Below are 9,178 nucleotides of genomic sequence, written 5' to 3'. Positions count from 1 at the left end.
GTACTCCTTCGGTGGTCGCGGCTGATCAGGAGCCGGTCAGGGGGCGGACGTTCTGGGAGCCGAGTGCGGCCAGCGCCGGGTCGTCCTTCTCGATCTCAAGCCGGCGGGCGTTGGCGAACTGGCGGGAGTGCGGGAGCTTCGCTGCCTTCAGTGCGGCGACCATCTCGGATTCCAGAGGGCGCTTCTGGTTCGTTTCGTAGAGCGCTTTGATGGCGTCGCGTGCGGCGTCTCGGAGGTTGCCCTTGGGGCGCTTTGTGGCGGCCGGTCGGGGCGCCTTGGTGGCGGTGGTTGTGGCGGGGGCGGGGCGCTGCGGGGGCGCCACGACGGGCGGTGTTGGGGCGCTCTGGTGGCGCTTCGTCAGGCTCACCGGGGCGCTCTGGGCGGCGCCTTGAGAGCGCTTCACGAGACTGACGGTGGCGCCTTGCGTGGCGCTCTGCGCGGGCGACCAGGGCGCCATCGTGGCGGTTGCCGGGGCGCTCCGGGTGGTGGCCGGGGCGCTGGTTCGGGGCGCCTTGGCGGCGCCTGGCGTGGCGCTCTGGGAGCTGCGCTGGAGCGCCACGCTAGCGGCGTCCGTGGCGCTCGGGAGGTACGCCGATTCATGGTCGACGGGCGTCACTTCGTCGTGATCGGAGAGCAGCGAGTGGACCTGGCGCATCAGTGCGCCGAAGGCCAGCAGAGCGGCGGTCGGTGGGACTGCGGCGGTGACGTACGCGAGCGGGTCGTGGCCGCCGACGCCGAAAACGTTGAGGGCGATGGAGCCGCCGGATCCGACGACGGTGAGTCCGATGGCCCACCAGTCTGTGGCGCGGGCGAGGGAGGCGCGGAGCATGAGGAGTTCGCCGGCGACGATGAACAGGTCGAGGGTGGCGGGCCACGCCCAGGAGCGGGCCGGGGACTGGCCGAGGCCGTGTGCGGCGGCGACGGCGTGCAGGTGGGCGTAGGAGAGCCAGAACGCGGCGACTGTGAGGGCGATGATGACGAGCGCTGCGCCGAGGGCGAGGCGTTCGCGGTGGGCGGTCACGGCGGCGGTTCTCCTTCGAGTGGTTGGTGGTGGGTTAGGCGGGGATCTGGGGGCCGGTGGCCGTGGTGAGCGGTGTGGGCTTGGGTCGGTGGCCGGTGATCCAGGTGGCGATTGCGGCGCCGGCGAGGAACGTGATGATCGGGTGGGCGCGGTGGGGTCGGTGTCGGGCGAGGAGGATCAGGGCGGCGGCGGTGAGGTCGAGGGTGAGGTTGGCGGCGAGCCAGGTGCTGGCGGTGATGGCGGCGGTGCCGAGTGCGGGCCAGGCGATGCTGAGAAGGAGGAAGGCAAAGAGGGCGCGCATGACGGGCTCCTGGTGGGGTGGCTAGAGGTCGATGGGGTCGTGGCGGCCGCAGCGGGTGTTTTCGATGACCGTGTGGACGTGTTCGCCACAGTTGGCGCAGTAGCCGTGGCAGTGGGCGTCGACCCGGCCGGCGCGCCGTTCGCGCCAGGTGCCTGACGGCTCGTAGTCGGTCCAGTTGCCGCGGAAGGCGTAGGAGCCGCAGGTGCAGCGGAGGGCGAGGTCGTTTCCTGCCTTGACGGTGATCACGATTGGTGTCCTTTCGAGGCGGCGCGTCTGAGTGCCTGCGGCTGCCGCACAGAGCAGGGGCTGTGCGGCGCCGGCCGGTGCTCAGGCTTGCTACCTGGAGGTGATGGCGAGGTCGACTACGGCGCCGGGCACGTGGAGCAGGGTGGTGAGTCCGGCGGCAAGTGAGCCCAGGGTGTGGGGGGCCGTGACCTGGGTGGTGATCTGCCTGACGCTGACGCCAGCTCCGATGGTGTCGTGCAGTTCGGTGATGAGGGTGCCGGCGTAGTCGCCGAGCGGGACCGGGGTGTCGGCTCCGTCGCGGGTCAGCGACAAGGTGGGCATGGGGTGGTCCTTTGGGGTTGATGGCGGGGCTGTGCGGCGCCGTACGGCGATCAGTTGCTCAGCTGACGCGGGTGAGGTTGATCTCCCACTGCTGGCCTTCGATGAGGATGCGCTTGATCTCTTGGCGGATCTGCTCGTCGGTGGCCTGGTCGTTGGAGACGGGAATGCCGGGATTGCCGACCTGGAACAGGACACGTCCGTGGAAGTCGCGGACGGTGGCGTGGTAGCTGAAGTGCCTCATGTGTGGACTCCCTGTCAGTGGAGGCGCCGTACGGCGATCAGGCATTGGGCTGAGCGAGCGGGGTGTCGCGGTTGGCCCGGTAGAGCGCAGCGAGTTCAGTTCCGTCGGTCGTTCGGGTGGCGAACCGGGCGGTCACCTCGCCGACGATCTGCTTGCACAGGTCGTCGTCTCCGGCGCGGCGGGCACGGCGGTAGGCGTCGGCTGTCTCTCGGGGGTCCATGTCAGCTCCGGGTCGTGATGGTCGGCCGGGTGATGGCTTCGGTGGCGGCGATCAGCACGCCGAGGGCGATGGCGTAGTAGCCGATCCGGTGCACGTCAGTTCTCCGGGGCCACGCGCCAGTGGGGGGTGAGGCCGTTGGCGCGGATGTTGGCGAGTTTCTGGTCGCGGTCGTTGTCGCCGTAGGCGGACCGGCCGCATCCGGTGCAGGGATAGGGCCCGCCGGTGATCTTGGTGCACAGGTAGTCGTGGTAGGGGCTGCCGTCGGGGTGAGAGGCGGTGACGACGTAGATCGGACGGTCCCGGTGCGGGCCCATGTCAGGCCGCGATGAGCTGGTCGACGGAAGCCGGGTAGAGGCGCCGCATCTCCGCTTCGACAGCGGCGGTGACTCGCTGCTGGGCGGCGGCTGCGGCACCGCCGAATGCCCGGTCGTCGGCGTCCCGGTGGTCGACCGCGGTGGGTAGCCGGGTGGTGGTGAGGGGCCCGTTCTGGTACCAGATCGCCCAGGAGCCGCTGCCGCTGTCGGTGATGAGCTGCCCGGCGCGGATGCCTCGGCCGTGGGCGGTGAACGTGTAGGTGACGTGGACGGGGCGGCCGGGCTGCTCGTCGTACTGGCAGTACGGCTTGATCGTGTAGTAGGTGACGCCGATCTGCGCGTTGCGGACGAACTCGTCGTGCTCGGCGCGGATCCGCTTGACCTCGCGGTCGGCGATGATGCGGCTGGCGCCCTTGCGGATGAGGTGGGTGGCGATGTTCATACTGGCGGTGGCCCTTCTGCTCGATGCGGGTGGCAGGGTTGCCCGGGGAGGTCGGTGAGTTTGGCGACCTGGCGGCCGCCCCGGGGTAGTGCTAGCTGCGGGGCGTGAGCTCCGGGATCTCGACGCCGAGCTCCCGGGCAAGGGCCTCGATCACGGCCTCGATTCGGCCGCTGAGCGAGTGGCTGGGGATGGCGTGCCGACGGATCAGGGCCTTCTCGGCGGGGGTGCCGTACGTCGTGGCCTGCTCCAGGAAGCTGTCGGCCACGTAGCCGCGGCGATCAGCTGCAACCATTTGGAGGAGGATCGGGAAGTCGGCGGGGGTGGCAGTGGCGGCCATCGTGGGTTCCCTTGTCTTGTCGGATTTCTATCGGCTTGTGAGGGTATGGGGGGCCTGGGGAGGCCGGCGTTCTTGGTCGGATGGGCGGCCGCCCCGGGGCGCAGTTACTGCTGCGGGTTGACGACGTCGCGGTTGTAGCCGTCGAGGGCCCGGTCGAGTCGCTGGTCGAGGTTCACCGGTCAGACCTTCTTGAGCTGGTCGGGGCGGTAGGCGCGCTCGCCGAGGAGCCATTCGGTGACCTTGTGGTCGATGCCGGCGACGGCGACGAGTTCGTCTCCGGCGGTGTCGACAACTCGGCCGGTGCGGCCGAGAGTCTTGGTGGGCTGTCCTTCGGTGTCGATCACGGTGACTTCGTCGCCGATTCCGAACATGGGCATGACAGTTCCCTTTCGATGTCTATCGGCTGACAGGTTGGCGATCGGCTAGGTAGCCGAGGATCCGGATCAGGTCTTCGGCGTTGCGCTGGACTTGCGGGTCGTCGTGGTCGTGGTCGTGGGGTGCGGGCCTGCCGAGGGCGCGGTGGCGACGGACAGGTTGTCCTCGGCATGGCGATGAAGGGCGCTCACTGGGCGAGTTCGGCGAGGATCTGGTCGGCGAGCTGCTCGGTGTAGCAGTCGGCCTCGGTCGCCTCGGCCTCGTCCGTCCAGAGCCCGTCGGGCGCGTCCTGCCAGGCCTCGGGGGAGACACTCACTGCTGCTCCTGCGGGGTTTCGGGCTTCGGGGGGTTGCCGCCGGGGGTTCCGGTCTCCAGCCAGTCGAGGTGGATCAGTACCGGGGCGGGCGGCGGCTCAGCGGGCGTGTTGCTGGCGTTCACTGGGGTTCCTCGGTGTCGGGCGTGCCTCCGTAGAAGCCGCTGTGCGGGTCGGTGAGGTGGCGGGCGTGGATCAGGAATCCGTCGAAGCGGGCGGGCGGATCCTGCGGGCCCGTGGGGTTACCGCATGCCTGGCAGGGGCTGCCGACCGGGGCGTTCACCGCTGGGCTCCGTTCGGCCTGGGCCGGGCGCGGCAGGTTTCGGCGTGGGCTTGGGACCACGCTTTCGCGTCGCGGATCGGCTGGTCCTGCTCGTAGAGGTGCGGGCCGAGGAACGTGCGAGTGGATCCGCACGGGCTGAAACACCAGGCCGTGACACGGTCGGGGTCGATGTCCTCGATGTCGACGGTGGCGCCGCCGACGGTCAGGTAGCGGGCGATGACGCCGTCGGGCCAGGTGGTGGTCACTGCTGCTCCTTGAGGTTTTCGCCGAACGCGTTCCAGGCGGCGGGCCGGCCGTAGATGTCGCGGGTGGCCCAGGCGCCGATGTCGGGCGCCCCCCAGCCGAAGCGGGGTGCGGAGGGGTGCGGGTAGTCAACGGGTTCGTCGAGCGGGGTGTCGGTGAGGGCTTCGGCGATTTCCCGGGCGGTGAGGCCCATCGTGCGGGCCCGGTCGACGCTCACCGCGGGGCCTCGTCGGCCTGCCGCAGGTGCTCCTTGATCTCGGCGACGGCGTCGGCGCGCTGCTCGCCGGTGAGAGTGAAGTCGGTGAGCGCAGCGGCCGCGGACTGAGCGGCGGCGAGCGGGTCGGTAGGCGGTTGCTCAGCGGGCTCGGCCATCACGCCACCTCACCCAAGTCGTAGATGGCTTGCAGCTTCGCGGCGACCACGGCAACTGGGATGCGAATCGCTCCGCCTCGGCCGGCCTGGCCACGGGACCACTGCTTCCCGTGGCGGATGGCTTCGAGCTCGCCGTCCTTCACCCAGCGGTAGACGGTCGGAACGCTGACCCGGAGAGCTGTTGCCACCTCTCTCACGGTCAGTACAGGGGGGCTCTCCGGGAGCATCTGTGAGCTCTCCAATCGAGTCGTCTCGGATGGGGACGACTCGACTGTATAGCTTCTCTTGAAAGGTTGCAAGGTTCTCTCGCTATCCACGAGCGAACCTTGTGCCCTACCGTGAAAGGCAACAAGGTCGTTCGATCATGATTCGCACAGGGGAGTAGCTCTTGAGCAGGGAACACTGGGCGGAGGACGCAGAGCCGTATCTCCGTCCGGTTGCCACAGGAGAACCCGGCGCCTGGCAACAGGAAGCACAGCAGCACGGGCACAGGGGGGAGCAGCAGCTCACCGAAGTGGGTGAGGTCGTCCCACCTGCCCGCGTGGCTCGCGCGCTGCGCATATCAGGTGGCACCCCAGTTGTCGTGCGCCGTCGGATCATCTCTCTCGACGGCAAAGCAACAGAGCTGACCGACTCCTATTACCCAGCCCACATCGCACGAGGTACCGCCCTAGCCGAGCCCCGGAAGATCCGTGGCGGCGCCGTCACCCTGCTCGCCGAACTCGGCTACGTCGGACACGCCCGGCACGAGGAAGTGATGGCGCGCGAGCCCAGCGACGGGGAGCGGACAGCGCTCGCACTAGACGACAACGAGTGGGTCCTCGATGTCTGCCGACTTGTAGTCAACGCCGACGACGAGCCGTTCGAGGTCACCACCATGACGATGCCTGCACGCGGGCGCACCCTCCACTACATCGCCAAGATCGGCTGACACATGACTGACGAAGACGACGCCAAGGCGCAGGCGAGGCAGGCGAAAGCGGAAGCGCTGGACCGCCTGGGAGCCAATGAGAGCAGCTGGGCTCAGCACGAGCTCGTCGCTAACTACCTGCGGTACGGCATTCTGACTGGCGACTCCCCGCCCGGAAGCAAACTGCTGTCCACGCCGCGGCTGGTTGAGATGTACGGGATCGCACCGCAGACCATCAAGAACGCCAACGACATGCTCGCCGAGGAGGGGCTAGTCCGCAGCCAGCGCGGGAGCGGCATCTTTGTTCAGCCGCCCCGGCAGCGGACGCTTACGCCCGCCAGGTACAAGGAGCCGGCTGCGCCGGGCCAGACCTACCGCTGGCTCGACGAGGCGGCAAAGCAGGGTGATCGCGCGAGTAGCACGCTGCTGGAGGTGGCGGAGGTAGGGCCGCCGGCAGACGCGGCTGCGGCGATGGGGCTGGGTGCGGGCGGTGTGGCGATCCTGCGAGTCCAGATGCTTTCGATGAATGATGAGCCTGCGGAGCTCGTGAAGTCCTACTATCCGGTCGAGATCGCCCGGGGCACGCAGATCGCCGAGAAGAAGAAGATCAAGGGTGGCACCCCGCGCCTGCTGGCAGACATGGGCTACCCACCCGTCCGCTGCGTTGACAAGGTGATGGCCATCCTGCCGACCCCGGAGCACGTCAAGGCCCTCAAGATGCCGGGCAAGCTTCCCGTGCTGCGCACCCTGCGCGTGGTCTACAGCAACAACGACCGGGTCATTGAAGTAACGGAGATGGTGAAGGCCAGCCACCTTTACGCAGTCGAGTACGAGTTCTGATGCTGGCGGAGTAACAGCTTGGCAACTCCCTGATCGCCCGTCAGTCTCTGCTGCGAGGCTGCTCCTGCCCGTCCCCGACAGCAGGAGCAGCACGATGGCCCTCTTCAAGAAGTCCCAGCCCGCCGACGCCGGGGCCGCCCCCCTCGCCGAGTACAAGGTGGTCTACAAGGGCGGCCTGGCGGAGTTGCCGAAGGCGAAGGTCCGGCTCCTCGGCTGACCCAAAGCGACCTCGCGCGCTTTGCTACCCGGTAGCGTGAGCACATCCCGACAGGGAGCCAACCGCCATCGCCGCAGCGAACGGACGCCATCCATGACCGCACAGCCGATCGAGCACTACGGCTCACCGGACAGCCACAGCCCTCAGACGATCCGCGAGTTCCGCGCGGTCCTCACCGGGACGGACCTGGCCCGCTTCAACCGGGAGATCGACGACGTGCCCCTGCACGAGATCCGCCAGTACCTCAAGGGCTGGCAGCACCTGCTCCACCTGCGCACCGTCCCGGAGATCGGGGAGGCGCTGCGCACCGCGTTCGACCGGCCCGGCACGCCGATCGCCGAGATCTTCCCCGAGTGGGAGGACGTCAGTGTCTGACCTGCCCGACATTTTCCTCGACGACGCAGCGCGGGTAGCGGCCATCGCCATGACTCCGGAGCAGCGCAAGAAGCTGCTGCACACACTTCGCAGCCTCCAGCGGGACTCGGAGATCGGTCTGCCGTACACGGCCGGTGACGACCTGTCGGGACGCATCATCGTGGTGCCTGGGGATGACGCCGTCCCGGGGATGACGCTCTCCTACCGGATCGGCGAAGAGCAGATCCGGGTCGTCAACATCCTGGTCGGTCCGTAGAGGGCCGCCCGTGCTGCGGCGGGCTGACGCGCGCCCCTCGGTGCGCCGGTGCGCTCTAGCGCCGGCCAGCCGCGCGCGATTGAGTAGGGCTGACGCAGACCCTCGAAGAGGAGCAGCAATGCCCGAGACGATCAACGCGGACGGTGGCGGCGACAAGCTACCCGGCCAGCCGTGGCCCGTGCCGAACCCGGAGCCACAGCCCGACGGTGGGCCGCCCCCCGGCGACGGGGGCCACCGCAAGTGACCGCCACCGATCAGGACCGCCCCGGCACTACGGGGCGGTCCTTCCCCGTATCCGGGCCGTGGGCCGCCGCGATGGACGCGCTCCCCCGGGCCCTGTTCCTGCCCGACCTGATGTGGGCGCACGACATGTTTACCGGCGCCAGCGAGCCCGTTGACCGCCGGGCAGATCCCGACGCTTGGGGTGAGGCCGCCGCGGCGGACATCCCGCTCGTCACCCAGTGGGACGACGGCCGGAACTCCGACGCCCAGGCGGGCACGGTGCCGACCAGCTCGGCGAGCATGCCGTCCATCGTCGCCGGCATGCTCGAAGACCTCGACGCGAGCCCAGGCATGCGCGTGCTGGAGATCGGCACCGGCACCGGATGGAACGCCGGCCTGCTTGCGCACCGGCTCGGCGACAACGCGGTGACGACCATTGAAGTGGACCCTGCTGTCGCCGAGGCAGCCCGCGAGCACCTGGCCGCCGCAGGCCTCCACCCCACCGTGATTACAGGCGACGGCTCTGCCGGTCACCCGGCCGGGGCGCCCTACGATCGGATCATCGCCACCTGCGGCATGCGGCACATTCCGCACGCTTGGATCGAGCAGCTCCAACCGGGCGGTGTCATCCTCGCCCCGTGGGGCACGCACTTCGAGAACGGCGACGCCCTGGTGCGTCTGACCGCAGCCCAGGATGGCACCCTGGCGGGCCCGTTCCTGCGCCCGGTGGAGTTCATGAAGATGCGCTCGCAGCGCCTCACGCCGCCGCAGCATCCTGTCGACTTCCCCGGCGACGCCTCCGTCAGCACAACCGCTGCGCGGCCGCCGTTCGGGCCGTGGAAGGCGTTTCCGTTCGTTGCTGGCCTGCGCCTCGCAGGCCTCACTCACGTCACGGACCGGCGCGGTGACGAGCGGGTGGTGTGGTTGTACGGGCTCGCGGACAAGTCGTGGGCCGCCGTCGTGTTCCAGGACGAGGTGGAGCGGTCCACGGTGTGGCAGTCCGGACCGCGGCGGCTCTGGGACGAGATGGAGGCAGCCCACGACTGGTGGCAGGCCGCTGGCCGGCCGGGCATCGACCGGTTCGGCCTGACCGTCGATCGCGACGGCCAGCATCCATGGCTGAACAGTCCCGACAACCGAGTGGAGCCCTGATGCCGGCAGAGGACGAGTGGACCAGCCCCGAGTACGCGGAGCTGGTCGCGCGGTACCGCAAGGCACAGCAGGAGGCCAAGGAGCGCGGCGAGGATCCACGCCTGAGCTGGTTCCTGCGAGCCCCCGCCGAGTAGGCCCGGCCAACGACGATGGCGCCCGCCGCATTTCGCGGCGGGC

General features: G+C 69.3%; 25 protein-coding genes. 8 read left to right on the top strand and 17 right to left on the bottom strand.

Annotated features, from left to right (window positions below; all coding sequences use genetic code 11):
- Positions 1 to 25 precede the first annotated feature (25 nt).
- The 17 genes from OG455_RS41030 to OG455_RS40950 form a co-directional block, all read right to left on the bottom strand.
- A complete protein-coding gene (locus OG455_RS41030) occupies positions 26 to 1,021 on the bottom strand; it encodes a DUF2637 domain-containing protein (protein WP_266300547.1) in 996 nt (331 codons plus the stop codon).
- A gap of 34 nt (positions 1,022 to 1,055) precedes the next feature.
- On the bottom strand, positions 1,056 to 1,322 hold the full coding sequence (locus tag OG455_RS41025; RefSeq protein WP_266300548.1) for a hypothetical protein: 267 nt from the start codon (positions 1,320 to 1,322) through the stop codon (positions 1,056 to 1,058).
- Positions 1,323 to 1,343: 21 nt separating this feature from the next.
- Positions 1,344 to 1,568: a hypothetical protein gene (locus OG455_RS41020; protein ID WP_266300549.1), complete on the bottom strand. Its 225-nt coding sequence runs from the start codon at positions 1,566 to 1,568 to the stop codon at positions 1,344 to 1,346.
- 90 nt (positions 1,569 to 1,658) lie between these two features.
- Positions 1,659 to 1,889 carry a hypothetical protein gene (locus OG455_RS41015; protein ID WP_266300550.1) on the bottom strand — a complete coding sequence of 77 codons (231 nt, stop codon included), beginning with the start codon at positions 1,887 to 1,889 and terminating at the stop codon, positions 1,659 to 1,661.
- Between the two features lie 58 nt (positions 1,890 to 1,947).
- The gene (locus OG455_RS41010) at positions 1,948 to 2,130 is read right to left on the bottom strand and encodes a hypothetical protein (protein WP_266300551.1); all 183 of its coding nucleotides are present in this window, start codon (positions 2,128 to 2,130) and stop codon (positions 1,948 to 1,950) included.
- Positions 2,131 to 2,167: 37 nt separating this feature from the next.
- Positions 2,168 to 2,350: a hypothetical protein gene (locus tag OG455_RS41005; RefSeq protein ID WP_266300552.1), complete on the bottom strand. Its 183-nt coding sequence runs from the start codon at positions 2,348 to 2,350 to the stop codon at positions 2,168 to 2,170.
- A 95-nt stretch (positions 2,351 to 2,445) separates the two neighbouring features.
- Complete coding sequence (locus tag OG455_RS41000) at positions 2,446 to 2,664, bottom strand: hypothetical protein (protein ID WP_266300553.1); 219 nt, start codon at positions 2,662 to 2,664, stop codon at positions 2,446 to 2,448.
- A 1-nt stretch (position 2,665) separates the two neighbouring features.
- Positions 2,666 to 3,106 (bottom strand): hypothetical protein, encoded by a 441-nt coding sequence (locus OG455_RS40995; RefSeq protein WP_266300554.1) that lies wholly within the window; start codon positions 3,104 to 3,106, stop codon positions 2,666 to 2,668.
- 91 nt (positions 3,107 to 3,197) lie between these two features.
- Positions 3,198 to 3,443, bottom strand: coding sequence for a hypothetical protein (locus OG455_RS40990; protein WP_266300555.1), 246 nt, complete (start codon positions 3,441 to 3,443; stop codon positions 3,198 to 3,200).
- Between the two features lie 179 nt (positions 3,444 to 3,622).
- Positions 3,623 to 3,820 carry a hypothetical protein gene (locus OG455_RS40985; RefSeq protein WP_266300556.1) on the bottom strand — a complete coding sequence of 66 codons (198 nt, stop codon included), beginning with the start codon at positions 3,818 to 3,820 and terminating at the stop codon, positions 3,623 to 3,625.
- 185 nt (positions 3,821 to 4,005) lie between these two features.
- Positions 4,006 to 4,134, bottom strand: coding sequence for a hypothetical protein (locus OG455_RS40980; RefSeq protein WP_266300557.1), 129 nt, complete (start codon positions 4,132 to 4,134; stop codon positions 4,006 to 4,008).
- Positions 4,131 to 4,256 carry a hypothetical protein gene (locus OG455_RS40975; protein ID WP_266300558.1) on the bottom strand — a complete coding sequence of 42 codons (126 nt, stop codon included), beginning with the start codon at positions 4,254 to 4,256 and terminating at the stop codon, positions 4,131 to 4,133. The genes OG455_RS40980 and OG455_RS40975 overlap by 4 nt, the downstream gene beginning before the upstream one ends.
- A complete protein-coding gene (locus tag OG455_RS40970) occupies positions 4,253 to 4,414 on the bottom strand; it encodes a hypothetical protein (RefSeq protein WP_266300559.1) in 162 nt (53 codons plus the stop codon). The genes OG455_RS40975 and OG455_RS40970 overlap by 4 nt, the downstream gene beginning before the upstream one ends.
- Positions 4,411 to 4,659, bottom strand: coding sequence for a hypothetical protein (locus OG455_RS40965; protein WP_266300560.1), 249 nt, complete (start codon positions 4,657 to 4,659; stop codon positions 4,411 to 4,413). Before OG455_RS40965 ends, OG455_RS40970 begins: the two co-directional genes overlap by 4 nt.
- Positions 4,656 to 4,874: a hypothetical protein gene (locus tag OG455_RS40960; protein ID WP_266300561.1), complete on the bottom strand. Its 219-nt coding sequence runs from the start codon at positions 4,872 to 4,874 to the stop codon at positions 4,656 to 4,658. The genes OG455_RS40965 and OG455_RS40960 overlap by 4 nt, the downstream gene beginning before the upstream one ends.
- Positions 4,871 to 5,029, bottom strand: a complete 159-nt coding sequence (locus OG455_RS40955) for a hypothetical protein (protein WP_266300562.1) — start codon at positions 5,027 to 5,029, stop codon at positions 4,871 to 4,873. The genes OG455_RS40960 and OG455_RS40955 overlap by 4 nt, the downstream gene beginning before the upstream one ends.
- Positions 5,029 to 5,346, bottom strand: a complete 318-nt coding sequence (locus tag OG455_RS40950) for a helix-turn-helix domain-containing protein (protein ID WP_266300563.1) — start codon at positions 5,344 to 5,346, stop codon at positions 5,029 to 5,031. Before OG455_RS40950 ends, OG455_RS40955 begins: the two co-directional genes overlap by 1 nt.
- Before the next feature lie 71 nt (positions 5,347 to 5,417).
- Between OG455_RS40950 and OG455_RS40945 the strand changes: the two genes are divergently transcribed.
- The 8 genes from OG455_RS40945 to OG455_RS40910 all read left to right on the top strand — a co-directional run bounded on the left by OG455_RS40945 (position 5,418) and on the right by OG455_RS40910 (position 9,135).
- Complete coding sequence (locus OG455_RS40945) at positions 5,418 to 5,960, top strand: UTRA domain-containing protein (protein WP_266300564.1); 543 nt, start codon at positions 5,418 to 5,420, stop codon at positions 5,958 to 5,960.
- 3 nt (positions 5,961 to 5,963) lie between these two features.
- Positions 5,964 to 6,779, top strand: coding sequence for a GntR family transcriptional regulator (locus OG455_RS40940; protein ID WP_266300565.1), 816 nt, complete (start codon positions 5,964 to 5,966; stop codon positions 6,777 to 6,779).
- A 94-nt stretch (positions 6,780 to 6,873) separates the two neighbouring features.
- Positions 6,874 to 6,996, top strand: coding sequence for a hypothetical protein (locus OG455_RS40935; RefSeq protein WP_266300566.1), 123 nt, complete (start codon positions 6,874 to 6,876; stop codon positions 6,994 to 6,996).
- 93 nt (positions 6,997 to 7,089) lie between these two features.
- Complete coding sequence (locus OG455_RS40930; RefSeq protein WP_266300567.1) at positions 7,090 to 7,371, top strand: hypothetical protein; 282 nt, start codon at positions 7,090 to 7,092, stop codon at positions 7,369 to 7,371.
- A complete protein-coding gene (locus OG455_RS40925; RefSeq protein ID WP_266300568.1) occupies positions 7,364 to 7,627 on the top strand; it encodes a hypothetical protein in 264 nt (87 codons plus the stop codon). The genes OG455_RS40930 and OG455_RS40925 overlap by 8 nt, the downstream gene beginning before the upstream one ends.
- Before the next feature lie 118 nt (positions 7,628 to 7,745).
- Entirely contained in the window at positions 7,746 to 7,871 is a 126-nt protein-coding gene (locus tag OG455_RS40920; protein ID WP_266300569.1) for a hypothetical protein, read from the top strand.
- Positions 7,868 to 9,001: a methyltransferase domain-containing protein gene (locus tag OG455_RS40915; protein ID WP_266300570.1), complete on the top strand. Its 1,134-nt coding sequence runs from the start codon at positions 7,868 to 7,870 to the stop codon at positions 8,999 to 9,001. The genes OG455_RS40920 and OG455_RS40915 overlap by 4 nt, the downstream gene beginning before the upstream one ends.
- Positions 9,001 to 9,135 carry a hypothetical protein gene (locus tag OG455_RS40910; protein ID WP_266300571.1) on the top strand — a complete coding sequence of 45 codons (135 nt, stop codon included), beginning with the start codon at positions 9,001 to 9,003 and terminating at the stop codon, positions 9,133 to 9,135. The genes OG455_RS40915 and OG455_RS40910 overlap by 1 nt, the downstream gene beginning before the upstream one ends.
- Positions 9,136 to 9,178: the final 43 nt, after the last annotated feature.

Origin of the sequence: Kitasatospora sp. NBC_01287 (genome assembly GCF_026340565.1) — a bacterium.
Lineage (GTDB): Bacteria > Actinomycetota > Actinomycetes > Streptomycetales > Streptomycetaceae > Kitasatospora.
This window is presented reverse-complemented; position numbering and strand designations above follow the sequence as displayed.